Below are 26,561 nucleotides of genomic sequence, written 5' to 3'. Positions count from 1 at the left end.
ATGATGGCCGGCCGAGCCTGCGCTTGATGCAGCACATCCCTCGCAAGCGCTTCGGGCAACATTTCCTGTCCGACGGCGGGATCATCGATGCGATCGTGCGCGAGATCGCACCCCAGCCCAGCGATGCGATGGTCGAGATCGGCCCGGGCCTCGCGGCGCTGACGCAACCCCTGGTAGAACGGCTGGGCCGCTTGACGGTGATCGAGCTCGACCGCGATCTGGCCCAGCGCCTTCGCGGCCACGGGCAACTCAACGTGATCGAGTCCGATGTGTTGAAGGTCGACTTCGCCACTCTCGCCGCCAGCCTGGTCGTGCCGCCCGCAAGAGCCCTGCGCGTGGTGGGCAACCTGCCCTACAACATCTCCACGCCGATCCTGTTCCATCTTCTCGGCTTCGCGCACCTGATCACGGACCAGCACTTCATGCTGCAAAAAGAGGTCATCGACCGCATGGTCGCCAGACCTGCAACGTCAGACTACAGCCGCCTCAGCGTGATGCTGCAATGGCGCTATGCGATGGACAACGTCCTCTTCGTGCCGCCAGAAAGCTTCGACCCGCCCCCGCGCGTCGACAGCGCCGTCGTGCGCATGGTGCCCTTTGCCGAGCCGCCGAAGGTCGATGCCGCAAGGCTCGGTGAAATCGTCCAGGTCGCCTTCAGCCAGCGCCGGAAGCTGCTGCGCCACACCTTGGGCAAGTGGCTGGACCAGCACAGTTTCGCCGGCAGCTTCGACACCCAACGCCGCGCAGAAGAAGTGCCCGTCCAGGAATACGTCACCCTGGCCCAACAAGCCTCCCAATAAGAAAAGCCCGTCAATGACGGGCTTTAATTCGTGAAACACCGCGGAACCGGCTAGGCCGGACCGCTTGTGTTGCCCCCGGCAGGGGGAAGGCGAAGCGACACGAAGTGCGCCTAGCCTGGGGGCGAGCAGCAGTTACGCTGCGGCTAGCCAATATCCCGCGTTGAAGGGGCTGCTCATGCGCAGCGCCAGCGGGGATACGTCGACCAACTTGTCGGTTGGCATCTTTTCTGCCGTCGGGTCGGTGTTCTGGACTTCGACGGTCGGAGCCGATTCGGCGCCGTTTTGCTGAGCCTCGTTCGCCCGTTCTGCTTGGCTGGTGTGTGCAGAACGGGCTACAGAAAAGAATAGAAGCACCTGAACGGTATCTTCCGGTCTCCCCAGTAGTCCGAGGCGTCGCGGAAGATGTCGAGCAGTTGCTCGCGCGCTTCCTTGTCGAACTTGGCGTTGGCCGGGATCTGCTCGAGCACGATCACGAAGCCCGGTTGCGGGCCCGATTTGTGCAAGGGATCCGTCATGCAGTCGTACAGAGCGTCGAAGTTCTTGCCGAAGTGCTGCGGAAAGGTGAATTGCTGGGCGATCAGGTCCAGCACATCCTGCTTGGTCTGAGCGTTGCCCAGGTTGGCATAGAGGAAGTGCTGACCCGCCGCGTGCGCCGCTTCCTGCAGGTCGCTCACGCGAAATGCGCGAATCGACTGCACGATGTTAGGTCGCACGGCACGAAGGGATAAGGTCATCTCCGCTGGTCTTTCCATGGTTGTCGTCATCATTACTTCGGGGCGCTTTGGCGCGCCGCTCCAATTCAATTCATCGCTCATGGCACGATCCGCCTGAAGCTCGCATAGTGATCCGCCGTGTACCAGCAGTCCGATGGCGCCGTGCGCTCGCCTCCGCAGACGATGCGCCGTGCACCACGGTCACGCGAGCCGGGCGTTTCGACCGTGTACTCTCGGTAGTGGCCTCGCCGTTCCTGCGGCAGCAGGCGTTCGCGATTGCCGAACACCACGCCGTCTTTTTCGTATCGGAAAGGGCCACCATTCCATATGGCCCCATAAGTACGCTGGCCCTGCACCGGCAATTCGGCCAACGCGATCGTCTCCTTTGCCGGCTGATCGGCGCGGATGCCGAACCATTCGCGAGCCTGGACTCCAGTCGCAATGCTGACCAGCAACAAGCTAGTGAGCGCAAACTTGGAAACCGGGGACGTGATCGAGGCGTAAGCCGCCATGGGGCACCAGAGGAAAAAGAGCGGGGGGCCGAATCGGGGGTTTAACCTTGGGGTTAACCCGCAAATTCAAGCCCGCAAGTGTGCACCAGAGGCGCGCAAATAGCAAGCGCCTGCCCAATTCTTGAGCAGGCACAGGACGATCCGCACCGTATCGAAGTTAGCGACCGCTTTCGCTTTTTCGCCTAGCGTTCGGCGTTGGCGTCCGCAACGGTGAGTGCTGTCATATTCACGATCCGACGCACCGTCGCGCTGGCCGTCAGGATGTGCACAGGTTTGGCCGCGCCCAGCAGGACCGGGCCGATAGCGATGTTTCCGCCCGCTGCCATCTTCAGCAGGTTGTAGGAAATATTGGCCGAGTCGATGTTCGGGAACACCAGGAGGTTCGCGTCACCCGCCAGCGCACTGTGCGGCATGACGAGGGCGCGTTGCTTGCCGTCCAAAGCGACGTCTCCGTGCATTTCTCCGTCGACTTCGAGCCATGGCGCCTGCACGCGAAGCAGATCCAGCGTCTGGCGCATCTTCACGGCACTGGGCAGGTTGCTGCTGCCGAAGTTGGAGTGCGACAGCAGAGCCGCCTTGGGCTTGAGTCCGAAGCGCATCATTTCCTCGGCCGCCATGGTCGTGATTTCGGCCAGTTCCTCGGGCGTCGGATCGTAGTTGACGTGCGTGTCGACCAAGAACACCTGCCGATTCGGCAGCAAGAGGCCGTTCATGCAAGCATAGATCGGCACGTCCTGCGGGGTGCTGGCGCAGCCGCCCGGGCGCTTGCCGATCACCTGGTCGATGTAGTGCAGGTGGATGGCCGTGGTACCCCAGGTGCCGCAGATCATCCCGTCCACGTCGCCCTTGTGCAGCAGCATCGCGCCGATCAGCGTGAGGCGGCGGCGCATCTCGATCTTGGCAGTCTGCACCGTCGTGCCCTTGCGTTCGGTCATGCGGTGGTAGGTCTGCCAGAAGTCTCGGTAGCGGCGGTCCTGCTCGACATTGACGATGTCGTAGTCAAGATCTTCCTTGAGCCGGAGGCCGAACTTCTCGATGCGCTGCGCGATGATGGCCGGGCGGCCGATCAGCGTGGGCCGTGCAATGCCTTCGTCGACCACGATCTGCGCCGCACGCAGCACTCGCTCTTCCTCGCCCTCGCAGTACGCGACCCTCTTCTTCGACGCACGCTTGGCCGCATCGAAGATGGGTTTCATCGTCGTCCCGGAGGTGTAGACGAAGGCCTGCAGCTTGTCGCGATAGGCGTCGAGATCGGCGATCGGGCGCAGCGCCACCCCGCTCTCGGCCGCGGCCTTGGCGACCGCCGGCGCGATCTTCATCATCAATCGCGGATCGAAGGGCTTCGGGATCAGGTACTCGGGACCGAACGTCAGCTTCTCGCCGACGTAGGCCGCCGCCACGCGCTCGCTCTGCTCGGCCTGCGCCAGTTCGGCGATCGCATGCACCGCTGCGACTTCCATCTCGTCGGTGATGGTGGTCGCGCCGCAATCCAACGCGCCACGGAAGATGTACGGGAAGCACAGGACGTTGTTGACCTGGTTCGGATAGTCCGTGCGGCCCGTGGCCATGACCACGTCGTCGCGCACCGCGTGCGCGTCTTCCGGTGAAATTTCGGGGTTGGGGTTGGCCAGCGCGAAGATCACCGGCTTGGCCGCCATCTTCGCGACCATCGCAGGCTTGAGCACGCCGCCCGCCGACAGCCCGAGGAACACGTCAGCGCCTTCGATCACCTCGGCCAGCGTACGCGCCTCGGTCTTCTGCATGTACTGACGCTTGTCGTCGTCCATCAGTTCGGTGCGGCCTTCGTAAACCACGCCCGCCAGGTCGGTCACATAGACGTTCTCGCGCTTGAGTCCGACCTTGAGCAGCAGGTTCAGACAGGCCAGTGCCGCAGCGCCCGCGCCGGAGGTGACGAGTTTCACCTGCGAAATGTCCTTGCCCACCACCTTCAGGCCGTTCAGCATGGCCGCGGCCACCGTGATGGCGGTGCCGTGCTGGTCGTCGTGGAAGACCGGGATCTTCATGCGCTTGCGCAGCTCGCGCTCGACATAGAAGCAATCCGGAGCCTTGATGTCCTCGAGGTTGATGGCGCCGAAAGTCGGCTCCAGCGCGGCGATCACCTCGACCAGCCTGGCCGGGTCCTTTTCGTCGATCTCGATGTCGAACACATCGACGCCGGCGAACTTCTTGAACAGGACGCCCTTGCCTTCCATCACCGGCTTCGAAGCCAGCGGGCCGATGTCGCCCAGGCCGAGCACCGCCGTGCCGTTGGTGATGACCGCCACGAGATTGCCGCGGGCCGTGTACTTGAAGGCGTTCACCGGGTCCTTGACGATCTCCTCGCACGGCGCCGCGACGCCCGGGGAATAGGCCAGCGCCAGATCACGCTGGTTGACCATCTGCTTGGTCGCGGCGATCGAGATCTTGCCCGGCACTGGAAGCTCGTGGTACTCGAGCGCAGCGCGGCGCAACTCGGCACGCTTGTCTTCCGGCGTGGATATCTGAGAAGTCGAATCGGACATTGGGCCGTGCCTCCTAGGACGCTTCTTGTAAAGGGCGCCGATTGTAGACCTCGATTCCGGAGGGTGTCGGCCTCCGGCGCCAACGAGGGAAGCTTCGCAAAACACGGCTCTTACTATCTCTCCTACTTATTCTTCCTATTTAGATTAGTAGTAGTAGTAACGGCCGCGCTTGGCTGTGGACAGGGTCATTTTCCTGTTTCGCGACAGGGACTTGCCGTAGCCGGAGTGCTGTGCGCAGCACCGCTTCGGTGCTGTCGCGCCAAAGCGAACAACTTCGAACATCGCGTCGCGCCTGTGGACAAGTGTTGCGTTGTGCCGGAACTATCCCCAGAGTTGTCCTTTGGGCGATGTGGCAATATGCCCGCCACAGAAAACCCCTGCACGAGGAGCGACCATGGCGCTGATGGATTTCATCAAGAAGCAGTTCATCGACATCATTCAGTGGACCGAAACCGGCGACGGAACACTGGCGTGGCGCTTCCCGATGGCGGAGATGGAGATCCAGAATGGCGCCTCGCTCACCGTGCGCGAGTCGCAAGTCGCCGTGTTCGTCAACGAGGGCCAGGTGGCCGACGTGTTCGGACCGGGCATGTACAAGCTCACGACACAGACGCTGCCCGTCCTCACCTATCTCAAGAACTGGGACAAGCTCTTCGAGTCGCCTTTCAAGAGCGACGTGTATTTCTTCAGTACCCGCCAGCAGGTGGATCAGAAATGGGGCACGCCCCAGCCGATCACCATTCGCGACAAGGATTTCGGCGCGGTGCGCCTGCGCGCCTTCGGCAACTACAGCTTCCGCATCGGCGATGCCAAGCTGTTCCATACCGAGATATCGGGCACGCGCGACGTCTATTCGGTGGTGGATCTCGACGGCCAGTTGCGCGGCCTCGTGCTGCAGAACATCAGCAACGCGATCGCTTCGAGCGGCGTGCCATTCCTCGATCTCGCTGCCAATCAGATCCAGTTCGCGGAAGCGCTCGCGACGCAGCTCGTCCCTGCGTTCGCGAAGATCGGCATTAAGCTGGAGAACATCACCGTCCAGAACGTTTCTTTGCCGGAAGAACTCCAGAAAGTTCTCGACCAGAAGATTGGCATGGGCATGGTCGGCAACGACATGGGCAAGTTCATGCAGTACCAGACGGCGCAGGCGATCCCGAAATTTGCCGAAGGTGCGGGCAGCGGTGGCGGCATCGCCGGCGATGCGATGGGGTTGGGCGCGGGCGTCGCGCTGGGCCAGGTGCTGGCACAGAACCTGTCGCAAGGGCTCAGCCAGAACAACCCGGCCGCAGCTCCGGCTCAGCAGCCGGTAGTCGCGGTCGTCAATCCGGCCGATGTGATGACCACGCTCGAAAAGCTCGGCGAACTGAAGGCCAAAGGCATCCTCACACAGGAAGAATTCGACGCCAAAAAGGCAGAGCTGCTGAAAAAGCTCGTCTGATTCGCCCCGTTGGCTTCCGACTCTCCCCAGCAGCGTTACTACCGAGCGCCCTGCCCCGGCTGCGGCGCGCCGGTCGAGTTTCGTTCGGCCCAATCGACGCATGCCGTCTGCCCCTATTGCCACAGCACGGTGGTGCGGCAGGGCGAGACGCTCGCGCGCACCGGCAAGATGGCGGAGCTGTTCGACGACTTCAGCCCGCTGCAACTGTTCACTGCCGGCCGCATCGATGACAAGCCCTTCACGCTGGTCGGCCGACTGCAGTACAGCCACGACGGCGGGCGGTGGACCGAATGGATCGCCGCGCTCGACGAGGATCGCACGGGGATCCTGAGCGAAGACAACGGCGCCTTCGTCTTTGCCCTGCCTTTCGAACTGCAGCGCGTCGCGCCGCCGGCAGCGGATCTGCGCGTCGGGGCGACCACCGCCTTCAACGGCCAGAACTACACGGTCTCGTCGAACGAGCAGGTCGCGCTGCTCTCGGCGCAGGGCGAACTGCCGCGCTTGCCCGAGTTGGGCCGCCGCTTTCCGGTGGTCGAATTGCGCAGCGACAAAGGGCAGGTGCTCAGTCTCGACTACGACACGAATCCCCCTGGTGTCTACCTGGGCCGCGCAGTGCGGCTCGAGGACCTGCAGCTCACCGGCTTGCGCGAGGAGTCGGCCAAGGAGGAGAGAGGCCGCAGCTTCAATTGCCCGAACTGCGGCTCGCCGGTCACCGTCAACCTCGTCGACAGCAAGAGCGTCACCTGCCCGGCTTGCAACAGCATCATCGATCTGTCGCAAGGCATCGGTGGCGAGTTGCGGCATGCGATACAGGACGAGCCGGTCCAGCCGCTGATTTCCATCGGTTCCGTCGGTCTGCTGCAAGGCGTGGACTGGCAGGTGGTCGGCTTCCAGCACCGCATGGGCGTGGCGCCCGGCGACGACGAGCACTTCGGGTGGAGCGAATACCTGCTCTACAACAAGAAGCGCGGCTTCAGCTTCCTGGTCGACGCGGAAGACGGTTGGAGCATGGTGAAGCCCACGACCGGTGCGCCGACCATGGCCGAGAGCGGCGCCCGGGCGACCTATCTCGGCAAGGTCTACCAGCAGCAGTACGCCTACAACGCGGAGACGACCTACGTCGCGGGCGAGTTCTACTGGCAGGTCCAGCGCGGGCAGAAGACCTTCAACCGCGACTTCGCCAACGGCGCCGCGTTGCTGTCGATGGAGCGTTCGGCCAACGAGCTGACCTGGTCGTCCGGCAGCAAGATCGACAGCGCGGCGGTAGCGGCGGCCTTCAGGCTCGGCGGCAAGAAGGACATGTTCAAGCGCAACGACGCGCTCCCCGTGAGCGCGGCGTCGAGCCTGGGCTGCGGGACCATCATCCTGATCGTCGTGATCATCATCATCCTGCTGATCATCCTGAGCACCTGCAGCAGCGGTTCGGGCTCGCGCAGTTCGGGCGGCTCGTATGGTGGCTATTCCAGTGGCGGCGGCCACAAGTAATGTTTTTTTCCGGAGGTCCTCATCATGGGCATTGAATGGTTGAAGCCGGCGGTCATCCTCGGGTCGCTCCTCTACGCGCTGATCGGGGTGGTGGTCTTCTGGTTGTGCTTCCTGATCATCGACAAGCTCACGCCCTATGACCTGTGGCAAGAGATCGTCGAGAAGCAGAACGTGGCGCTGGGCCTGGTCGTTGCGGCGATGAGCCTGGGCATCTGCATCATCGTCGCGGCCGCGATCCATTGAGCGAGGCGGCCTTGTCCGCGACTACGGCCGCACGCAGCGGCGGCCCGCAGCCCATCGAGATCGCGCTCCTCGCCAGCGTGTTCGTGGTCGCGGCCTGTGGGCTGGTCTACGAACTGAGCGCGGCGGCGCTCAGTTCCTACCTGCTCGGCGATTCGGTGCTGCAGTTCAGCACCATCATCGGCACCTACCTGTTCGCGATGGGCGTGGGCTCCTGGCTCTCGCGCTACTTCGAGCGGCAACTCCCCGCGCACTTCCTGCGCATCGAACTGATGGTGGCCTTGATCGGCGGCTTGTTGCCCGCCGTGCTCTTCATCGCCAATGCCTACGTCCCTGTGGCGTTCCGGCTGCTGTTGTACGGGCTCGTGCTGGTGGTGGGCGCACTGGTGGGGCTCGAGATCCCGCTCGTCATGCGCATCCTCCGGCGCAACATCGTGCTGAAGGACTTGGTCTCGCAGGTCCTGACCTTCGACTATCTTGGCGCGCTCGCGGTGTCGATCGCATTCCCGCTGCTGCTTGTGCCGCAGCTCGGCATGATCCGCACCGGCCTGCTGTTCGGGCTCATGAATGCGGCCGTCGCGGTGTGGGCGCTCTGGCTCTTTCGCCATGAACTGCGAAGAGTCGGAGCGCACGCGCTCGCGTGCGGGTTGGCACTGTTCGCGCTGCTTGGCGCCTTCGTGTTCGCGGAGCACATCACGACGCTGGCGGAAGACAAGTTCTACCAGGACCGCATCGTCTTCAGCGAGACCTCGCCTTACCAGCGCATCGTGGTCACGCGCGGCAGCGCAGGGCACCGGCTCTTTCTCAACGGCAACTTGCAGTTTGCCGAGCGCGACGAATACCGCTATCACGAGGCCCTGGTGCACCCGGTGATGGCCGCGCACGGCGCACCGAAGAAGGTGGCCGTGCTCGGCGGCGGCGACGGCATGGCCGTGCGTGAGATCCTCAGGTACCCGTCGGTCGAGAACATCACCCTGGTCGAGCTCGATCCGAACATGACCCGGCTCTTCACCGAACATGAAACGCTGGCGGCGCTCAACGGCGGGTCGCTGAAATCGCCGAAGGTGCGGATCGTCAACACCGACGCCTTCCAGTGGCTCCAGCAGCCGGGCGACATGTTCGACGTCATCGTGGTCGACTTCCCCGACCCGACCAACTTCGCGATCGGCAAGCTCTACACCAACTCCTTTTATGCGCTGCTCGACAAGCGACTGGCGGCAAGCGGCTACGCGGTGATACAGACCACCTCGCCGCTGGTCGCGCGAAAGAGTTTCTGGACCGTGGCTGCGACCGTCGAATCCGTCGGCCTGCGGCCAACGCCGTACCACGCGCACGTTCCAAGCTTCGGCGAGTGGGGCTACATCATCGCGAGCCGGCGGCCGTACCGGCAACCCGATGCGCTGCCCGAAGGCTTGCGCTTCCTGTCGGCGCAGAGCGTGCCCTTGCTGTTCGACTTTCCGCGGGACATGGCGCGGGTTCCGGCTGAAGTGAACCGGCTATCGAACCAGACACTCGTCACCACCTACGAGCAGGAATGGGGCAAGGTCTCCGGACACAAGGAATGAAGCGCCGCGAGTTCCTGGGTGCCGCGATCGCGAGCACAGCCGCCCTGGCCGGCTGCGACGCCCGGCATGACATCGCGGGCGGCTTTACCGGCATCGACCTGGGGCGCGGCCATGCGTTGCGTGACGGCACATGGATTGCCGGCGCGGCGCCTGGCAGCACGCGGCGCACGCGGGTCGTGATCGCGGGCGGCGGCGTCGCAGGGCTCGCGGCGGCGCGTGCACTGCGACTTGCCGGCGTCGACGACTTCGTGCTGCTCGAACTCGAAGACGCACCCGGTGGCAACAGCCGTGGCGGCATGGTCGAGGGCATCGCCTGCCCGCTCGGCGCGCACTACCTGCCAGTGCCGGGGGACGATGCGCACGAAGTGCAGGACCTGCTCGAAGAACTCGGCCTGAGGCGGCGCGTATCGGGCCGTTGGGAATACGACGAACGCCACCTGTGCCACAGCCCGCAGGAGCGCCTCTTCTTTCGCGGCGCATGGCAGGAAGGCCTGCTGCCCGTACAAGGCGTGGAGGAAGCGACTCTTGCGCAGTACCGCCGGTTTTCGCAGCGCGTGGAAGCGTTGCGTCGCGAAGCGCGCTTCACGATCCCGACGCTGAGGGCTGAACCGGCGCCGCTCCTCGTGGCGCTGGACGCATTGACTTTCCAGACATGGCTCGAGCGTGAAGGCTTCACTGATCCGCACCTGCGCTGGTACCTCGACTACTGCTGCCGCGACGACTATGGGGCGGGTTCGTCCCACGTGTCAGCCTGGGCCGGCATCCACTACTTCGCGAGCCGCCACGGCTTCCACGCGCCGGGCGACAGCAACGTCGAGCGGGACGCCGTGCTGACCTGGCCCGAAGGCAACGGCTGGCTGACGCGGCGGTTGGCCAGTCCGCTGGGCGAGCGATTGAAGTCGGGCCATGTCGTCACGCGCATCGCCGAAACGCGCGCCGGCGTCGAAGTCGATGTCTTCGACGTCGCCTCCCGGTCGCGCGTGCGCTGGCAGGCCGACCGCTGCATCGTCGCGATGCCGGTGTTCGTTGCCGCGCGTGTCGTCGAGAACCCGCCCGAGGTGCTGCGCCATGCCGCAACGCACCTGCGCTATTCGCCCTGGCTCGTCGCCAACGTGTATGTGCGCTCGCCGGTTGCCGATCGGTCCGGCGCTGCGCCGAGCTGGGACAACGTGGTCTACGGCGCGCGCGGACTCGGCTATGTCGACGCCCGCCACCAGACGCTCGACCCGACACCCCGCGCCACGGTCTTGAGCTGGTACCGGCCGCTCGGCCCGAGCGCCTTCGATGGAGCGGACGGTCGCCGCCAGTTGCTCGACCGGCCATGGACGGCCTGGCGCGATGACCTGCTGGCGGAACTCTCGGTGCCGCATCCCGACCTTCGGGACCTCGCGACGCGCATCGACATCACTCGCTACGGCCACGCCATGGCGATCCCCGAGCCCGGCCTCCTGCGCCGGCTCGGATCGCTGTCAACGCGCGGACCGGGGCTGATCGGCACCGAACGCCTGAGCTTTGCGCACAGCGACTGGTCCGGCTATTCCATCTTCGAGGAAGCCTTCACCCGTGGCCATCTCGCCGGCGTCGCGCGCTAGCCTGGGCTGCTCAGCCCTTCATCAATGCTTCAATTTCATCGCCGTCGACCGGCACTCCGCGCGAAATCAGTTCGCAGCCGCCTTCGGTGACGATGGCGTCGTCCTCGATGCGGATCCCGATGTTGTGGAACTGCTCGGGCACGCCTTCGCCAGGGCGCACATAGATGCCGGGCTCGATGGTCAGCACCATGCCCGGATGCAGGATGCGGCTCGGCCGGTTCTTGATCAACTCGTTGGAGAGCGGATCCCTGCGCTCGCTCACCTCGCCCACCTGCGTCGGCTCGACGTAGCTGCCGCAGTCGTGCACGTCCATGCCGAGCCAGTGACCGGTGCGGTGCATATAGAACGGAAAGTAGGCGCGCTTCTCGATCACGTCCTCGACGCTGCCCACCTTGTCGGCATCGAGCAAGCCCAGGTCCAGCATGCCTTGCGACAGCACTTTGACCGTCGCTTCGTGCGGATCGTTGAAGCGATTTCCCGCCCGGGTGGCCGCGACTGCTGCCTCCTGGCTCGCCAGCACCAGGTCATAGAGCGCACGCTGGGGCCCGGTGAACTTGCCGTTGGCGGGGAAGGTCCGCGTGATGTCGCTGGCATAGCCGTCGAGTTCGCAGCCGGCGTCGATCAGCACCAGCTCGCCGTCCCGCACCGGTGCGGTGTCGGCCCGATAGTGCAGCACGCACGCATTGGCGCCCGCAGCGACGATCGAACCGTAGGCCGGGTACTGCGAACCGCCCAAGCGAAATTCGTGCAGCAGCTCGGCGTCGAGATGGAACTCGCGAACGTCCTTGCCCTCGCGCAGCATGCGCGCCGACAACTGCATCGCACGGATGTGAGCCCGGGCGCTGATCTGCGCGGCGCGTCGCATCACGTCCTGTTCGTGGGCGTCCTTCGTCAGCCGCATCTCGTCGAGCGGGCCGCAGAGGTCGCGCTGTTCCTCGGGGCACAGCGCGCCGAAGCGCACCCGCGCGCGCACGGCCGAGAGCCAGCCGTCCACCCGAGTCTCCAGCCCCTTGTGCGTCGCGAAGGGATACCAGACGACGGACTTGTTCTCGAGCAGGCGCGGAAGGCGGGTGTCGAGCTCGTCGACCGAGTAGGCCTCGTCGACCCCCAACGCCGCCGGCGCGGCCTCGGGGCCAAGCCGGTAGCCGTCCCAGATCTCGCGCTCCAGATCCTTGGGCGCGCAGAACAGGGTGGAGCGGCCGTCTCCCGACAGGACCAGCCAGGCGTTCGGCTCGGCGAAGCCGGTCAGGTAATAGAAGTAGCTGTCGTGCCGGTACAGAAAGTCGCTGTCCCGGTTGCGCTGGCGCTCTGGAGCGGTCGGAACGATGGCGATGCCGTCCGCGCCTAAATAAGTAGAAAGATGTAATCGACGGGGGGCTTGATGATTTGCGGTCATAACGTCACTATTCGCTACCGTTGTAATTGATTCCTAGGAATAACAAAAACACAAGGAAAAGATTTGCAAGAAGGTTTGCGCTGTAGGACCTTTCCCACGTAAAAACCCACAACTTTGTTATTTTGGAGGTGTTTTTTGTTGAAAGTTCTACATAAGAGCGCGATTTTGCTTGCAGTTGGCGCTAGTGTGCTCTCGGCGTGTGGCGGTGGGGGTAGCGGAGGCGGCGGTTCACTGGGTGCAGCGGCCGCGGCAGATCCAGCCGTGGCTGCAGCATTGGCCGCCGCAGCAGCGGGCGGCGCAGCAGCGGGCGACCCGGCAGCGGGCGGCGGCAGCAGTCCCAGCGTGACCGGCCCAGGCTCGAACAGCCCGACCACGACCCCTGCGGCCCCAGACATCGTCGACAACACCCAGACCGTCGCGGCGGACGCGTACCGCACCATGGCCACGCAACTGAGCAAGCCGGGGGGCATCGACTACCGCTACGGCCCCAGCGCCGCAGCCTATGGCGTCGGCAATGGCGGCATGCCGACGCTGTATGCGCGGGATGCACGCACGCAACTCAATTCGCCCGCGCCCAACTACCCCTTCTACTGGCAGGTCGGCGGCGCACCGACTTCGACTTCGGGCGCCTACTCGACCAACCAGGCCAACATGGTCTTCGTGGCCGACAGCCCCGCGCAACGCATCGGCGTGACCGACTTCCAGGTGTCGGGCTACATGCACAACACCTTCGCGCAACTGCCGCAGCTCAGTTGGACGCGCGCCGCCATCCCCGGCGGTGGCATCGACAGTATCAATGCGATGAGCTACAAGACCTCGCTCGTGGCAACGGGCGATCCGGTCGCCGTGGGACGATGCTCTGGCCGCGCAGGTTTTTGCTCTGAGAGCGTGGTGGCTTACCAGAACGGCGTGATCGCCACCGTGGGCAGCAACACCGCCAGCAACCACGCTTCGGTGAAACTGCCGGCCAACAAGGTGCCGACCGCGATCGCGATGACGAACCAGAGCGAATTCGCGCTGGTCACGGTCTGGGACACGACCGCGCTGAAGGGCCAGGTCGCCGTCATTGCGCTCGCCGGCTTGTGTGATGGCTGCGATCCGTACAACTCGGCCGCACACCAAGTTGGGGATATCAAATACTCTGCCTACTACAAGTGGTGGAACGAGTGGATGGCGCCCTATCCCGGCTTGCCGAACATGGGCAACATCGCGTTCATGAAGATCCTCGGCTACGTCGATCTTCCGGGCGTCACGGCGCCGACCGAAATCGCCGTCACCACCGGTCTTGACCAGTTCCAGACCATGTCGGGCGCCGACTTCATCGGCATGGGCAACACGCCGCTGTCGAGCAACTGGCAAAGCTTCACCGGCTCGGGCACGAATGCCAGCCGTTACGCCAAGGGCGGCATGGCGGTGGTGATCTCCAAGTCGGAGCAGAAGGCTGCGTTCATCGACCTCAAGCCGCTGTTCAACCACGTCAACGGCGTCTACTTCAGCGCCAACGTGACGCAGACGAGCAACCTGGGCCAAGCCGACGGCCAGTGGCCGTACACCTTCGCGAACACGCCGTCGCAAACGCCGACGGTGGTCAAGACGGTGTCGCTGCCGGCCAAGCCGACGGCGGTGAAGACGACCCTGTTCGGCAGCCCGCAACGCGCCTGGATCGCGACGCAGGACGGCACGCTGCACATCTACAGCATCGACGGCTACGCGCCGGGCGGCACGGCGGCTTCGCCGTCGGCGAACGCCATTGCCGAGGTGGGCACCGTGACCGGCATCGGCCGCAATCCGACCTCGCTGGGCACCTCCAAGGGTGAGCCGACCAACAGCAGCATCGAGCCGCTGAATCGGCAGATCCTGGTCGCTTCGCGCGGTGACCGCAAGGTCTCGTGGGTGCGCTTCGAGGCCAATGGCAACAGCGGCACGATCGTGCGGACCTTGCAGGACACGCGCCTGGTCGACCCGATCGCCGTGGAGGATGCGGACAACTTCGCCAACGCCGGCTACCTGACCAGCGTGGTCGACTACGCAGGCAAGGCGGTGCGCAACTACCGCTACGGACCGGTGATCTTCTCGGACGGCGGCGCATGCCCGAAGCCCAATGGCTGCGCGCTCACGCCGACCACCGCCAACGGTGTCACGCACAACATCGAGTACGGCGGCGCGCTGGATGTGCCCGGAACGCCGTTCCAGATCACGACGACCAACGTGCCCTGACGCTCGCTCTCCGAGCCCGATGAACGGCCCGCCTCACGCGGGCCGTTTTTTTTCGTTCAGCTCTCGCAGGCGATCGGGCGTTCCGACATCGGCCCACTGCCCCATGTAGATGTCGGCGCTGACGCGGCCCGCGCCCATGGCGGTGCGCAGCAGCGGCGCCAGTGCGGCCTTCACGCCCTGGGCGTTGCCGGGCGGAATGGCGCAATACGGTGGCGCGAATAACTCGCTGCGATAGAGAGCGATCGTCGAAAACGTGTGCTTCTGCGCCGCATCGTTCAGCGCGGTGCCGTCGGCGTCGATCCCGAAGTCGCCTTTCAGGTTGTGCGCCGGATTCGGGACCAGCCATAGATGCGCGAGCCGACCGCTCGCCGCGAAGCGATCGACCGCCTGTTGCGTGAACAGGAAGTCCGGAGCGAATACGTCGCCTGCCACAACCCAGAACATCTCGCCCAGCAGGGGCAGCGCGCGAACGATGCCGCCTGCCGTCTCGAGCGCGCCGCCGAAGTCGCGGCCCTCATGCGAATAGGAGAGGTTCGAGTCCTGGTACCGCGCACCAAAGCGCTCCGGAATCTGCTCGCCCAGCCACGCCGTGTTGACCACCAGTTCGGTGAAGCCGCCCGCCGCCAGCGCCTCCATCGGCCATTGAATCAGCGCCTTGCCTTGCACTTCGAGCAGGGGCTTGGGTGTCGCGTCCGTCAAAGGCCGCATGCGTTCGCCGCGGCCCGCGGCCAGGATCATCGCCTTGATGCTCATGCTGCCGGGGCCCTGATCGCGCCGCGCTGCAGCGTATGCCGCTCCACGTGCCGGGGCATGAAGAGCGCCTCCAGCGCGTCCATCACCGCCCTGGCCTTGGCGGAATGGTCGCCGCCGAAGTTGCAGACGTAGACATCGAGCGTCACGCCGCCCTGCTCGGGCCAGGTGTGGACGCACAGATGCGACTCGGCCAGCAGCACCGTGGCCGTCACGCCGCCCGGGCCCGTCGAGGTCGCGGGGAAGGCATGCGCGAGCTTGCCGACCACCTGCAGACCCACCGTTTCCGCGGCTCTCGCGCACGCGGCGCCGAGGGCTTGCGCGTCCACCAGCCATTGCGTCGCGCAGCGGCAATCGTGAAGGTCGGCGGTGAGGTGAAGGCCATGCATGGGCGGCACTCTAGCAGCCCCTCCACGCCCATTTCCGGAACCGTCCACTACGCCCGCTAAAATGCCGGGTTCCCCCTAACTTGCTCCCAGGAAGCCACAGATGGCCAACCAAGCCTTGATGGCCAACGCGATTCGTGCGTTGGCAATGGATGCCGTTCAACTCGCCAACTCGGGGCATCCTGGCGCACCGATGGGCATGGCCGACATGGCTGTCGCGCTGTGGGGCGAGCATCTCAAGCACAACCCCGCCAATCCGCAATGGTTCGATCGCGACCGCTTCGTGCTGTCGAACGGTCACGCCTCGATGCTCATCTACTCGGTGTTGCATCTCACGGGCTACGCGCTGCCCATCGAAGAACTCAAGCACTTCCGCCAGCTGCACAGCAAGACGGCGGGCCACCCCGAAACCGGCATCACGCCCGGCGTGGAAACCACCACCGGCCCGCTCGGCCAGGGCATCACCAATGCGGTCGGCTTCGCCCTCGCCGAAAAGCTGCTGGCTTCCGAGTTCAATCGCAAGGGCCACGACATCGTCGACCATCACACCTATGCCTTCCTCGGCGACGGCTGCCTGATGGAAGGCATCAGCCACGAAGCCGCCGCTCTGGCTGGCGCCTGGAAGCTCGGCAAGCTGATCGCCCTGTACGACGACAACGGCATCTCCATCGACGGCCCGGTCAAGCCCTGGTTCATCGACAACACCGAAGAACGCTTCAAGGCCTATGGCTGGCACGTGATCGGCCCGATCGACGGCCACGACACCAAGGACGTGTCCAAGGCCATCGAAAAGGCGAAGAACCACGGCGACAAGCCCACGCTCATCATCTGCAAGACGCAGATCGGCAAGGGCAGCCCGAACCGCGCCAACACCGCCAAGGCCCACGGCGAGCCGCTGGGCGCCGACGAGATCGGACTCACCCGCAGCGCGCTGCAGTGGACCCATCCGCCCTTCGAGCTGCCGCCGGCGGTGTACGAGGAATGGGACGCCAAGGCTGCCGGCGCCAAGGCCGAAGCCGCCTGGAACGACAAGTTCGCTGCCTACACGCAAGCCTTTCCGGACCTGGCTGCGGAGTTCACGCGCCGCATGAAGGGCGAGCTGCCGAAGAACTTCCACCAGACCGCGTTCGACACGGTGGTCGCCGCCCACACCAAGGGCGAGACCGTGGCTTCGCGCAAGGCCTCGCAGCTGGCGCTCGAATCCTTCACGGCCGCGCTGCCCGAGCTGCTCGGCGGCAGCGCCGACCTGACCGGCTCGAACCTCACCAATACCAAGAGCACGCCGAGCCTGCGCTTCGACAGCCACGGCAACGTGGTCCGCAGCGAAGGCAACGAGCAGTTCCCGGACGGCCTGCCAGGGCGGCACATCAACTACGGCGTGCGCGAGTTCGGCATGGCGGCCATCATGAACGGCGTGGCGCTGCATGGCGGCTACATCCCCTACGGCGGCACCTTCCTGACCTTCAGCGACTACAGCCGCAACGCCATCCGCATGGCCGCGCTGATGAAGAAGCGCGTGATCCACGTCTTCACGCACGACTCCATCGGACTCGGCGAAGACGGCCCGACGCACCAGTCGATCGAGCATGCCGCGTCGCTGCGCCTGATCCCGAACCTCGACGTCTGGCGTCCCGGTGACACGGCAGAGACCGCCGTCGCCTGGGCCGTCGCGCTGCAGAATGCCAACCGCCCGACCGCACTGCTGCTGTCGCGCCAGAACCTGCCCTACTCGCCCAAGAAGGACCTGAGCGACATCAGCAAGGGCGCCTACGTGCTCTCCGAGCCCGAAGCGGTGGGCCTGAAGAACAAGAACCTCAAGGCCGTCATCATCGCGACCGGCTCCGAAGTGCAGCTCGCGCTCAAGGCACAGGAACTGCTCGCCGCGAAGAAGATCGCGGTGCGCGTCGTCTCCATGCCCTCCACCACCACCTTCGACCGCCAGGATGTGGCCTACAAGAAGAGCGTGCTGCCCAAGGGAACGCCGCGCATCGCGGTCGAAATGGGCGCCACCGACGGCTGGTGGAAGTACGGCGTGGCGGCCGTCGTCGGCATCGACACCTATGGCGAATCGGCGCCGGCGGGCGTGCTGTTCAAGCATTTCGGATTCACGGCAGAGAACGTCGCTGCCACGGTCGAAGCGGCGCTCAAGCGCTGAAGTCGATCACACCCAGTTTTCAACCATCCAGGAGCAAAAGACATGGCTATCAAACTCGGCATCAACGGCTTCGGTCGCATCGGTCGCAACGTGCTTCGCGCGGCGGTGCAGAACTTCAAGAACGACATCGAGATCGTCGCCATCAACGACCTGCTCGAGCCCGAATACCTCGCCTACATGCTGCAGTACGACTCGGTGCATGGCCGCTTCCAGGGCGAAGTCAACGTCGAAGGCAACACCCTCATCGTCAACGGCAAAAAGATCCGCCTCACGCAGGAGCGCGACCCCGCGCAACTGAAGTGGAGCGACGTCGGCGCCGACATCGTGCTCGAATCCACCGGCCTGTTCCTGACCAAGGAAACGGCGCAGAAGCACATCGACGCCGGCGCGAAGAAGGTCATCCTCTCCGCGCCGAGCAAGGACGACACCCCCATGTTCGTCTACGGCGTGAACGACAAGAAGTACGCCGGCGAAGCCATCATCAGCAACGCCAGCTGCACGACCAACTGCCTGGCGCCGCTGGCCAAGGTGCTGAACGACAAGTGGGGCATCAAACGTGGCCTGATGACCACCGTGCACGCCACCACCGCGACGCAGAAGACCGTCGACGGCCCGAGCAACAAGGACTGGCGCGGCGGCCGCGGCATCCTGGAAAACATCATTCCGTCGAGCACCGGTGCTGCCAAGGCCGTGGGCGTGGTCATCCCCGAGCTCAACAAGAAGCTCACGGGCATGAGCTTCCGCGTGCCGACCTCCGACGTGTCGGTCGTCGACCTCACGGTTGAACTGGTCAAGGAAGCCACGTACGCCGAGATCTGTGCCGAAATGAAGGCGCAGAGCGAAGGCGCGCTGAAGGGCGTGCTGGGCTACACCGAAGACAAGGTCGTTGCCACCGATTTCCGCGGCGACCCGCGCACCTCGATCTTCGACGCCGAAGCCGGCATCGCGCTGGACGGCACCTTCGTCAAGCTCGTGAGCTGGTACGACAACGAGTGGGGCTACTCGAACAAGTGCCTTGAGATGGTTCGCGTGATTGCGAAGTAAGCGAATCGCTCCGATAGAAAACGCGCCAGAGGGCGCGTTTTTTCACACCGGCTCCAGGACATGGATCAGCCGGCTCTCAGTCCAATCCTTCACCTTCGCCCCATAGGCCGCCATGTGCGGCGCGGCCGCGTGCGCCTGCAGCGCGGCCAGCGTTTCCCACTTCTCGACCACCACGAAGGTGTCCGGGCCGAAACTGCCGCGCGAGGCGGGCATGCCGGCAGCGTCGATGGTCGCGGTGTATTCGATGCAGCCTTCCTCGGCGAGCACGGCCGGCCGGTTGGCGCGGTAGGCCTCGAGGATCAGGTCGCGTTGGCCTGGCTTGGCGGTGATGACGGCGACGACGTGAATCATGTGCGGATGCTCCTGTGTGTTGGACCATCGAATCTAAGGGGAACCGCGTGCCATTGCCTGTCGCGTCGGAGGCCGTCTGGTGACATCAGGTCTTCATGTGGGTGGGCCGCGCCCGATACCACCCGCGGTCAGGCATCTCATGCAGGTGGTGAAGGCTCGTGCCCAGCGTCACGAAACTGAGGGCGCCGCGGCGTTTCAGCGCCTCGGTCACGACAGCACTGGGCTGTTGCCCGGCGTCGAGGCTGACCGAGATGAACGCCGACTTCGTGTAGGTGCGGGCCGTCCGAGGTTTGCAGTGGCCGACGATGCGATCCAGAACCCTCGGCGACAAATGGTCCGCACTGCCCCCGTTGGGCGCCTGGATGAGACGCAGGCTTGCCGGAAGATCGATGCCCAGCTGCTCCGCGTAGGTGGCCGCGGCGTCGAGCGCCCCGACACCTGCGCGCCCCGTCAGCACCACGCCGCGCCCGTCGAAGTCGGCGTGCAGCACCACGCTCGATTCGTTCTCGGCGGTGGTGGCTGCGCCAACCCGCAGGCGCGCGCCCGTCCAGCGATGGACCCAGTGGTGTGACGAGGCGAGAAACGCGGAAAGGCGCCGGCGCGGCGCGATGGCCGGTTGGCCGAAGGCGGGAAGCAGGGTATCCAGATACCAGTCCCTCTGCGGCGACAACACGGTGAAAGGCCCGATGCTGGCGCCAGCAAAGGGTTCGCGAACAGGGATCCTCTTGGAATCCGCAAGTTGTTCCAGCGCGCGCGCCGCAGGCATTGCCGTCGACGGCATGGTCGTGTACGCCCAAGGTCGCTGCATCCAGAGTTCACCGACCCGCAGTTTCCGCAGCACCACCGCCAAGCCGGCCGAGTGGTCGCACGCAGGGTGGGAATTCACCACGTAGTCGACACGGGACGTCATGTAGTGCGTCTCGACGTGCGTCACCAGGTGCTCGCCCGAACACGCCGTGCCGCCGTCGTACACCAAAACCTTGTAGTTCCCTGGCGTGCCCCATCGAACGCAAATGGCTGCGCCGCCTGCCTCGACCGGCAGGAAATCGACCTCGTATCCCATTCAACCCCCTGATGATCAATTTATCTGCATCACGTAAATTGATGCATTTGATTTATGTCAAAGAGTTTATCGAGTCGATTGAAGTTTGCAAGATACTATTTGCATCATGCCGATTCATGCACAGCAAATTCCACTGGGTGAAGTCGTTGGCGTCAAGGCTGGTTACCCGTTTCGTGGCTCGATCGAAGAACTGACCGGGGGGACCGTTCGCGCCGTCCAGATGAAGGACATGGACCCCATCGAAGGAATCAGCTGGAGCACGGTCATCCACACCCGGCTGGCCGGCCGCCGCCAAGCCGATTGGCTCCTCCCCGACGACTTGCTCTTCGTCTCGCGTGGAACCCGCTTCTATGCCGCTTGTCTCGATGCGCCACCAGCCCCCGCCGTCTGCGGACCGCATCTCTTCCACCTGCGCGTCAAGCCCGGGAGCCCGCTGATCCCGGCCTTCCTCGCCTGGCAGATCAACCAGCCGCCCTTCCAGCGCGAACTCCAGCGTTCGGCCGAGGGCTCCAGCCAGTTGAGCGTCCGGCGCCCCGTGCTGGAAGCCTTGCCCATCGGCATTCCGTCGTTGGCCGACCAGCAATGCATCGTCGAACTGGCGCGGCTCGCGCGGCGGGAGCGCCAGCTGCATGACCAGCTCATCCGCAACCGCGAACGCCTCTTCGAAGCCATCGCCGATTCGCTGAGCGGTCCGACCGGAAATCCATAACAAAGCCCCAGGGAACCGCATGAACCAAGCAACCATCAGCCAGGACAGCATCAACGCCGCCGTCTGGGCCGCCTGCGACACCTTTCGCGGCACTGTCGATTCGAGCATCTACAAGGACTACGTCCTCACCATGCTCTTCCTCAAGTACGTGTCCGACGTCTGGCAGGACCACTACGACAACTACAAGAAGCAATACGCCAACGCCGAGCCCGGCCTCATCGAAGAACTGCTGAAGACCGAGCGCTTCGTCCTCCCGCCGAATGCCAGCTTCTACGCCCTGCACGCCGCCCGCTTCGAGCCTGGCAACGGCGAGCGAATCGACAAGGCCCTGCACGCCATCGAAGACGCCAACATCGCCAAGCTGCGCGACGTCTTCCAGGACATCAGCTTCAACGCCAACAAGCTCGGCGACGAGCAGCAGAAGAACGACATCCTGCGCCACCTGCTCGAAGACTTCGCCAAGCCCGAGCTCGACCTGAGCCCCACCCGTGTCGGCACCCTCGACCTCATCGGCAACGCGTACGAATACCTCATCAAGCAGTTCGCCTCCTCCAGCGGCAAGAAGGCCGGCGAGTTCTACACGCCGCCCGAAGTCTCCGAGCTCATGGCCCGCCTCATGGACCCGCAGGAAGGCGAGGAAATCTGCGACCCCACCTGCGGCTCGGGCTCGCTCTTGCTGAAGTGCGGCCGCTTGATCCGCGACCGCACCGGCTCCCGCCGCTACGCCCTCTACGGGCAAGAGGCCATCGGCAGCACCTGGGCGCTCGCCAAGATGAACATGTTCCTGCACGGCGAGGACAACCACCGGATCGAATGTGGCGACACCATTCGCAACCCCAAGCTGCTCGAGAGCGAAACGAGCTTGCGCCGCTTCGACGTCGTGGTCGCCAATCCACCATTCAGCCTGGAGAAGTGGGGCCATGAAAGCGCCGAGACCGACAGGTTGGACCGCTTCCGCCGTGGCGTGCCGCCGCGCACCAAGGGCGACTTCGCTTTCATCCTGCACATGGTCGAGACCATGAAGACGGGTACGGGCCGCATGGCCGTCGTGGTGCCGCACGGCGTCTTGTTCCGAGGCGCTGCTGAAGGACGAGTGCGCCAGAAGCTCGTTGAAGAGAACTTGCTCGATGCCGTCATCGGCGTGCCAGAGAAGCTGTTCTACGGTACCGGCATTCCGGCGGTCGTCCTGGTGTTTCGCAAGAACAAGGAGGACGACAAGGTTCTCTTCGTCGATGCCAGTCGCAACTTCCAGGCCGGCAAGAACCAGAACCTGCTGCGTGAGGCCGATCTGGAGCGCATCCTGGCGACGTATGCAGCTCGCCGCTCTGTTGACAAGTACGCCAGGCTCGCAGGCCCCGCCGACATCGCCGCGCAAGGCTTCAATCTGAATATCGGTCGCTATGTCGACATCGTTCCGGCACCACGAGACATCGACATCGCGGAGGTGCACCGGGAACGGGTGGAAATCAAAAAGGAATGGGCGCGTGTCGAAGAAGAGATGGCCGAGTACTTGAAAGTGCTCGGCTATGAATGACTTGTCTGGCGAGAGCCTTGAACCTTCCTTCGCAGCGGCCCGGTGATGAAGAGTCAGCCGCATTCGCCTGTGCTCTCGGCGCTGCACCTGCTCTGCACCATGGGCTGGCGGTACTTGGGTACTGCGTCGTGCGACGAGCAACGAGGTGGAACGCGCGACGTCCTCCTGCGCCCCCGCCTCATCGAATTCCTGCAAACCCGCCGATTCGTCTACAAGGGCACGCGGTATCCGCTGTCTCCCAGCGCCATCGACCAGATCTTGCGCGAGCTCACATCGCTGCGCCTGGGCGATGGCCTGCTTGCCGCCAACGAGCGTCTCAACGCCAAGCTCGCCCTCGGCATCACCGTCACGGAGTTCATGCCGGACGGCAAGAAGCATCAGCCGACGATCACGGTCATCGACTGGGATGACCCTTCCGCCAACCGCTTCGACGTGACGGAAGAACTCCGTGTGCTCTCCAGCCAAGGGACGCACCATCGATCGCCGGACATCGTCTGCTACGTCAACGGCATTCCGCTGGTCGTGATTGAAGCGAAGCAGCCCAACGGCCCGCATCGCAGGAGCGGCCAGAGCGATGCCATGGTGCGCGAGGGCATCAGGCAGCACCTGCGCAATCAGCGCGATGACGAGGTGCCGCACCTCTTCGCATATGCGCAGTTGTTGCTTTCCATCAGCCAGACCGAAGGCCGTTATGGGACCACCCGAACGCCCGCCAAGTTCTGGGCGCACTGGAACAAGGAAGAAGAGTTCGACGACGCACACATGCATGCGCTCAAGAACCAACGGCTCTCGGCCGAGATGCACGCCGCCCTCTTTGAAGGCAAGCCCGCCGTCTTGCGTGAATGGTTCGAGCCGCTGTGGTCGCTGCCGGTGCTGCCGAATGGGCAGGACCGCCTGCTGGTGAGTCTGCTTACGCCGTCGCGGTTCCTCGAACTGTTGCGCGGCTTCGTGTTGTTCGACCGCAAGGTGGGGAAGATCGTCGCGCGCCATCAGCAGTTCTTCGGCGTGCGTGCGCTGCTGAAGCGCCTCGGGCCGTTGCGGCCCGATGGCTCGCGCGAAGGCGGTGTGATCTGGCACACCACGGGCTCGGGCAAGAGCTTCACGATGGTGTTTCTGACCAAGGCGCTCCTGCTGAGCGATGGGCTGAAGGAATGCCGTGTGGTGGTGGTGACCGACCGGCTGGATCTGGAGCGGCAACTGGCGCGCAACTTCATCACGAGCGGCGCTTTCGGCTCTTCGATCGCGACGCAGAAAGAAGGCGAGCGCAGCAAGGCCGTCACGGGCCGGGACTTGGCAAAGCGCATCGGGCAAGGCACCGAGCGGATCACCTTCGCGTTGGTGCAGAAGTTCAACACGGCCTCGCGACTGCCGGAGTGCCGCAACGATTCTCCGAATGTGATCGTGCTGGTCGACGAAGGCCACCGCAGCCACGGCGGCGAGACGCACGAGCGGATGAAGAAGGCGCTGCCGAATGCCGCCTATGTTGCTTTCACGGGCACGCCATTGCTGAAGGATGAGAAGACGGCGAACAGGTTCGGCCCGATCGTGCATGCGTACACCATGCGGCGCGCGGTGGACGACCACACGGTCGCTCCGTTGCTCTACGAGGAGCGCGTGCCAGAGCTCACGATCGATGCGCAGGCGGTGGATCGCTGGTTCGACAAGATCACGGCGGGGCTCGCCGATGCGCAGCGTGCCGACCTGAAGAAAAAGTACGCGCGCCGTGGCGCCATCCACGGCGCGACCAACCGGATCGAACTGATCGCGTGGGACATTGCTCTGCATTTCAGCGAGAACATCAAGAAGATAGCGCCCGGTTTGAAGGGGCAGCTCGCGACGGCCAGCAAGCGCGATGCGATCCGCTACAAGAAGGCGCTCGACGCAACGGGGTTGATCACCAGCGCAGTGGTGATGTCGCCACCGGACACGCGGGAGGGCAACACCGAGGTCGACGAAGACAGCCTGCCGGAAGTGCAGAAGTGGTGGAAGCAGAACGTGCTCGCCGCCGGCCTCGACGCCACGGCTTACGAAAAGCAGGTGCTGCAGGATTTCAGTTCCGACGGTGAGCCCGATCTGCTCATCGTGGTCGACCGCCTTCTCACGGGTTTCGATGAGCCACGCAATGCGGTGCTCTACATCGACAAGCCGCTCAAGAGCCACAACCTGATCCAGGCGGTGGCGCGGGTCAACCGGCTGCACGATGCGAAGCGCCATGGCCTGCTGGTCGACTACCGCGGCATCCTCAAGGAACTGGACACGGCGATCCGCGCCTATCAGGACCTGGAGACGCGAACGCATGGCGGTTTTGACGTGGCCGATCTGGCGGGCCTGTATGCGCAGGTCGGCACGGAATACAAGCGATTGCGGGCGCTGCACGAAGCGATGTGGTCTTTCTTCAGGGGCGTGGCGAATCGCAACGACCCGGAGCAACTGCGGCAGGCGTTGAGCCCGCGCTTCGCGAGCGACGGCGCGGGCGGCGAGTACGACGAGCGGCAGAAGCTTCGCGATGACTTCTCGTTGGCGGTGACGGCCTTTGGCCAGTGCCTGCAAACTGCGTTGTCATCGCGGAGCTTCTTCGAGGATCGCGCTTTTTCCGAAGCGCTGATTGCACGCTTCAAGCAGGATCTGCGCTCTTTGAGCGATGTGCGGCAGACGGCGCGGCGTGATGCGATGGAAACAGTCGACTACAGCGAGTACGAAGAGCAGATCCGCAAGCTCGTCGACACGCAGGTGATCGGCACGGAGGTGCGCGAGTCCGATGGCAGGTACGTCGTTCACAAGCTTGCCCAGCCGGAGGCGGCCGAAGCGTGGTCTGAAGAAAAGACGCGCAACGAGGCGGACCTGATACGCACGCGGCTGCGCAAGACCATCGAGCAGGATCTGGCAGACGACCCTTATGCGCAGAAGGTGTTTTCCGACCTGCTGAAGATCGCGATTGCGGAGGCCGAGGCGATGTTCGATCACCCGCGCAAGCAATACGCGCTATTTCGCGAGTTCGAGAACCGCGTGGACCAGCGCGCGACGCCGGGCATGCCGGATGCGCTGGCCCACAATCCGCAAGCCCGGGCGTACTTCGGCGCGATCCTGTTGGCGTTGGGCGATGAAGCGTTCGTGGCGCTCGATGCGGCCGAGCAAAGCCGTTACGTCGGTCACTCGCTCGACATCTGCCAGGTGGTTCAGCATGCGGTCGCGGAACACTCGCTGAATCCGCAAAGCATCGAGGCAGCCATCCGCAAGGACTTGCTGACCCGTCTCTACGGCACGTTGGGACTGGACAAGGCGAGCGAGGTGATCGGCCATGTGCTCCAGATCACGCGCGTTGGCCTGAGCCGCCGGGCATGAGTGACTCGACGCTGCGCAGCTTCCGCTACGGCGACGAACTGATTCGTTTCCGAGTCCGCGCTCATGCCGGGCGCACGGCGCAGCGGATTGCGATCCATGTGGAGCCCGAGGGTGGAATCCTGGTGGATGCTCCCGCGCAAGCGACGGACGCGGCGATCCTCGCCGCGGTACGGCGGCGCGCCGCATGGATCAGCCGCCACATCGCCGATAGCCGCCAGCGCATGGCCCAGGTGCTTCCGAGGGAGCATGTGAGCGGCGAATCGTTGCTCTACCTTGGGCGGCGCTACCAGCTCAAGGTCGTCATCGATGCAGAAGGCCCCGTGACTGCGCGAATGCGTGGCGGCTATATCGCGGTCAGGACGGCGCAGGGTGAACCGGCGCTGATTCGCTCGGCGCTGGACGCGTGGTACGCCACGCGCGCGCGCGAGGTGCTGGCTGCGCGCATGGCGTCCTTGGCTGCGTCGCTGAAATGGGTGCGCACGCCACCGCCGCTCCGGCTTCAGCCGATGAAGCGACAGTGGGGAAGTTGCTCGCCCACCGGCCGCCTGACGCTGAACCCGCATCTCGTGAAGGCACCACGCGAATGCATCGATTACGTGATCGTCCACGAGCTGTGCCACCTGAAGGAGCACAACCACGGGCCGCGTTTCCATCGCCTGCTCGAAGTCAAGATGCCCGGCTGGCGCGCGGTGAAGGAGCGGCTCGACGCGCTGGCCGAGCAGATCCTGAGAACGTGAGAGCGCGAAG

The 26,561-nt window shown here is 64.5% G+C and carries 21 protein-coding genes; 13 read left to right on the top strand and 8 right to left on the bottom strand.

All coding sequences use genetic code 11. From position 1 onward, the window contains the following. Window positions 1-26 precede the first annotated feature (26 nt). Window positions 27-800, top strand: coding sequence for a 16S rRNA (adenine(1518)-N(6)/adenine(1519)-N(6))-dimethyltransferase RsmA (rsmA, locus tag QTI24_RS11215; protein ID WP_286600429.1), 774 nt, complete (start codon window positions 27-29; stop codon window positions 798-800). Window positions 801-1,132: 332 nt separating this feature from the next. On the opposite strand, the gene QTI24_RS11210 is transcribed toward rsmA, so the two are convergent. The 3 genes from QTI24_RS11210 to QTI24_RS11200 all read right to left on the bottom strand — a co-directional run bounded on the left by QTI24_RS11210 (window position 1,133) and on the right by QTI24_RS11200 (window position 4,547). Continuing rightward, a complete protein-coding gene (locus tag QTI24_RS11210) occupies window positions 1,133-1,564 on the bottom strand; it encodes a barstar family protein (RefSeq protein ID WP_286600797.1) in 432 nt (143 codons plus the stop codon). Between the two features lie 47 nt (window positions 1,565-1,611). After that, entirely contained in the window at window positions 1,612-2,025 is a 414-nt protein-coding gene (locus QTI24_RS11205) for a guanyl-specific ribonuclease (RefSeq protein ID WP_286600428.1), read from the bottom strand. Between the two features lie 182 nt (window positions 2,026-2,207). Next, entirely contained in the window at window positions 2,208-4,547 is a 2,340-nt protein-coding gene (locus QTI24_RS11200; protein ID WP_286600427.1) for an NADP-dependent malic enzyme, read from the bottom strand. A 394-nt stretch (window positions 4,548-4,941) separates the two neighbouring features. Here QTI24_RS11200 and QTI24_RS11195 point away from each other — a divergent pair, with 394 nt between their 5' ends. From QTI24_RS11195 to QTI24_RS11175, 5 genes are read left to right on the top strand one after another with little or no spacing between them, the layout of a single operon-like run. Further along, window positions 4,942-5,985, top strand: coding sequence for an SPFH domain-containing protein (locus tag QTI24_RS11195; protein ID WP_286600426.1), 1,044 nt, complete (start codon window positions 4,942-4,944; stop codon window positions 5,983-5,985). A 9-nt stretch (window positions 5,986-5,994) separates the two neighbouring features. After that, complete coding sequence (locus QTI24_RS11190; RefSeq protein ID WP_286600425.1) at window positions 5,995-7,470, top strand: DUF4178 domain-containing protein; 1,476 nt, start codon at window positions 5,995-5,997, stop codon at window positions 7,468-7,470. A gap of 24 nt (window positions 7,471-7,494) precedes the next feature. Continuing rightward, the gene (locus QTI24_RS11185) at window positions 7,495-7,713 is read left to right on the top strand and encodes a DUF350 domain-containing protein (RefSeq protein ID WP_286600424.1); all 219 of its coding nucleotides are present in this window, start codon (window positions 7,495-7,497) and stop codon (window positions 7,711-7,713) included. Window positions 7,714-7,724: 11 nt separating this feature from the next. After that, window positions 7,725-9,275 (top strand): polyamine aminopropyltransferase, encoded by a 1,551-nt coding sequence (locus QTI24_RS11180; protein WP_286600423.1) that lies wholly within the window; start codon window positions 7,725-7,727, stop codon window positions 9,273-9,275. Continuing rightward, window positions 9,272-10,867: an FAD-dependent oxidoreductase gene (locus QTI24_RS11175; RefSeq protein WP_286600422.1), complete on the top strand. Its 1,596-nt coding sequence runs from the start codon at window positions 9,272-9,274 to the stop codon at window positions 10,865-10,867. Before QTI24_RS11180 ends, QTI24_RS11175 begins: the two co-directional genes overlap by 4 nt. 10 nt (window positions 10,868-10,877) lie before the next feature. On the opposite strand, the gene QTI24_RS11170 is transcribed toward QTI24_RS11175, so the two are convergent. Continuing rightward, entirely contained in the window at window positions 10,878-12,263 is a 1,386-nt protein-coding gene (locus QTI24_RS11170; protein WP_286600421.1) for an aminopeptidase P N-terminal domain-containing protein, read from the bottom strand. 261 nt (window positions 12,264-12,524) lie between these two features. Between QTI24_RS11170 and QTI24_RS11165 the strand changes: the two genes are divergently transcribed. Further along, on the top strand, window positions 12,525-14,480 hold the full coding sequence (locus tag QTI24_RS11165; RefSeq protein WP_286600420.1) for a hypothetical protein: 1,956 nt from the start codon (window positions 12,525-12,527) through the stop codon (window positions 14,478-14,480). 33 nt (window positions 14,481-14,513) lie between these two features. On the opposite strand, the gene QTI24_RS11160 is transcribed toward QTI24_RS11165, so the two are convergent. Together QTI24_RS11160 and speD are read right to left on the bottom strand one after the other, a co-directional pair. Further along, a complete protein-coding gene (locus QTI24_RS11160; RefSeq protein ID WP_353506090.1) occupies window positions 14,514-15,218 on the bottom strand; it encodes a nucleotidyltransferase family protein in 705 nt (234 codons plus the stop codon). 11 nt (window positions 15,219-15,229) lie between these two features. After that, window positions 15,230-15,619, bottom strand: coding sequence for an adenosylmethionine decarboxylase (speD, locus tag QTI24_RS11155; RefSeq protein WP_286600418.1), 390 nt, complete (start codon window positions 15,617-15,619; stop codon window positions 15,230-15,232). Between the two features lie 100 nt (window positions 15,620-15,719). Here speD and tkt point away from each other — a divergent pair, with 100 nt between their 5' ends. Together tkt and gap are read left to right on the top strand one after the other, a co-directional pair. Beyond that, window positions 15,720-17,771: a transketolase gene (gene tkt, locus QTI24_RS11150; RefSeq protein ID WP_286600417.1), complete on the top strand. Its 2,052-nt coding sequence runs from the start codon at window positions 15,720-15,722 to the stop codon at window positions 17,769-17,771. Between the two features lie 42 nt (window positions 17,772-17,813). Beyond that, window positions 17,814-18,815 carry a type I glyceraldehyde-3-phosphate dehydrogenase gene (gene gap, locus QTI24_RS11145; protein ID WP_286600416.1) on the top strand — a complete coding sequence of 334 codons (1,002 nt, stop codon included), beginning with the start codon at window positions 17,814-17,816 and terminating at the stop codon, window positions 18,813-18,815. Between the two features lie 42 nt (window positions 18,816-18,857). On the opposite strand, the gene QTI24_RS11140 is transcribed toward gap, so the two are convergent. Next, window positions 18,858-19,166 carry a putative quinol monooxygenase gene (locus QTI24_RS11140; protein ID WP_286600415.1) on the bottom strand — a complete coding sequence of 103 codons (309 nt, stop codon included), beginning with the start codon at window positions 19,164-19,166 and terminating at the stop codon, window positions 18,858-18,860. Window positions 19,167-19,251: 85 nt separating this feature from the next. After that, a complete protein-coding gene (locus tag QTI24_RS11135) occupies window positions 19,252-20,229 on the bottom strand; it encodes a ComEC/Rec2 family competence protein (protein ID WP_286600414.1) in 978 nt (325 codons plus the stop codon). 106 nt (window positions 20,230-20,335) lie between these two features. On the opposite strand from QTI24_RS11135, the gene QTI24_RS11130 reads away from it, so the two are divergent. Genes QTI24_RS11130 through QTI24_RS11115 form a run of 4 tightly spaced genes read left to right on the top strand, consistent with a single transcriptional unit; the run spans window position 20,336 to window position 26,551 of the window. Continuing rightward, a complete protein-coding gene (locus QTI24_RS11130) occupies window positions 20,336-20,938 on the top strand; it encodes a restriction endonuclease subunit S (protein WP_286600413.1) in 603 nt (200 codons plus the stop codon). Window positions 20,939-20,957: 19 nt separating this feature from the next. After that, window positions 20,958-22,472: a type I restriction-modification system subunit M gene (locus QTI24_RS11125; protein ID WP_286600412.1), complete on the top strand. Its 1,515-nt coding sequence runs from the start codon at window positions 20,958-20,960 to the stop codon at window positions 22,470-22,472. A gap of 45 nt (window positions 22,473-22,517) precedes the next feature. Beyond that, complete coding sequence (locus QTI24_RS11120) at window positions 22,518-25,814, top strand: type I restriction endonuclease subunit R (protein WP_286600411.1); 3,297 nt, start codon at window positions 22,518-22,520, stop codon at window positions 25,812-25,814. Beyond that, window positions 25,811-26,551: a M48 family metallopeptidase gene (locus QTI24_RS11115; protein WP_286600410.1), complete on the top strand. Its 741-nt coding sequence runs from the start codon at window positions 25,811-25,813 to the stop codon at window positions 26,549-26,551. The genes QTI24_RS11120 and QTI24_RS11115 overlap by 4 nt, the downstream gene beginning before the upstream one ends. Window positions 26,552-26,561 lie beyond the last annotated feature (10 nt).

Source organism: Variovorax sp. J22P240, from assembly GCF_030316855.1.
GTDB lineage: Bacteria > Pseudomonadota > Gammaproteobacteria > Burkholderiales > Burkholderiaceae_C > Variovorax.
This window is presented reverse-complemented; position numbering and strand designations above follow the sequence as displayed.

Bases quoted from the DNA above. Each gene is read 5' to 3' on its own strand.
- rsmA (WP_286600429.1), top strand. From the start codon at position 27: ATGCAGCACATCCCTCGCAAGCGCTTCGGGCAACATTTCCTGTCCGAC.
- QTI24_RS11210 (WP_286600797.1), bottom strand. From the start codon at position 1,564: ATGACGACAACCATGGAAAGACCAGCGGAGATGACCTTATCCCTTCGT.
- QTI24_RS11205 (WP_286600428.1), bottom strand. From the start codon at position 2,025: ATGGCGGCTTACGCCTCGATCACGTCCCCGGTTTCCAAGTTTGCGCTC.
- QTI24_RS11200 (WP_286600427.1), bottom strand. From the start codon at position 4,547: ATGTCCGATTCGACTTCTCAGATATCCACGCCGGAAGACAAGCGTGCC.
- QTI24_RS11195 (WP_286600426.1), top strand. From the start codon at position 4,942: ATGGCGCTGATGGATTTCATCAAGAAGCAGTTCATCGACATCATTCAG.
- QTI24_RS11185 (WP_286600424.1), top strand. From the start codon at position 7,495: ATGGGCATTGAATGGTTGAAGCCGGCGGTCATCCTCGGGTCGCTCCTC.
- QTI24_RS11175 (WP_286600422.1), top strand. From the start codon at position 9,272: ATGAAGCGCCGCGAGTTCCTGGGTGCCGCGATCGCGAGCACAGCCGCC.
- QTI24_RS11170 (WP_286600421.1), bottom strand. From the start codon at position 12,263: ATGACCGCAAATCATCAAGCCCCCCGTCGATTACATCTTTCTACTTAT.
- QTI24_RS11160 (WP_353506090.1), bottom strand. From the start codon at position 15,218: ATGATCCTGGCCGCGGGCCGCGGCGAACGCATGCGGCCTTTGACGGAC.
- speD (WP_286600418.1), bottom strand. From the start codon at position 15,619: ATGCATGGCCTTCACCTCACCGCCGACCTTCACGATTGCCGCTGCGCG.
- tkt (WP_286600417.1), top strand. From the start codon at position 15,720: ATGGCCAACCAAGCCTTGATGGCCAACGCGATTCGTGCGTTGGCAATG.
- gap (WP_286600416.1), top strand. From the start codon at position 17,814: ATGGCTATCAAACTCGGCATCAACGGCTTCGGTCGCATCGGTCGCAAC.
- QTI24_RS11140 (WP_286600415.1), bottom strand. From the start codon at position 19,166: ATGATTCACGTCGTCGCCGTCATCACCGCCAAGCCAGGCCAACGCGAC.
- QTI24_RS11135 (WP_286600414.1), bottom strand. From the start codon at position 20,229: ATGGGATACGAGGTCGATTTCCTGCCGGTCGAGGCAGGCGGCGCAGCC.
- QTI24_RS11130 (WP_286600413.1), top strand. From the start codon at position 20,336: ATGCCGATTCATGCACAGCAAATTCCACTGGGTGAAGTCGTTGGCGTC.
- QTI24_RS11125 (WP_286600412.1), top strand. From the start codon at position 20,958: ATGAACCAAGCAACCATCAGCCAGGACAGCATCAACGCCGCCGTCTGG.
- QTI24_RS11120 (WP_286600411.1), top strand. From the start codon at position 22,518: ATGAAGAGTCAGCCGCATTCGCCTGTGCTCTCGGCGCTGCACCTGCTC.
- QTI24_RS11115 (WP_286600410.1), top strand. From the start codon at position 25,811: ATGAGTGACTCGACGCTGCGCAGCTTCCGCTACGGCGACGAACTGATT.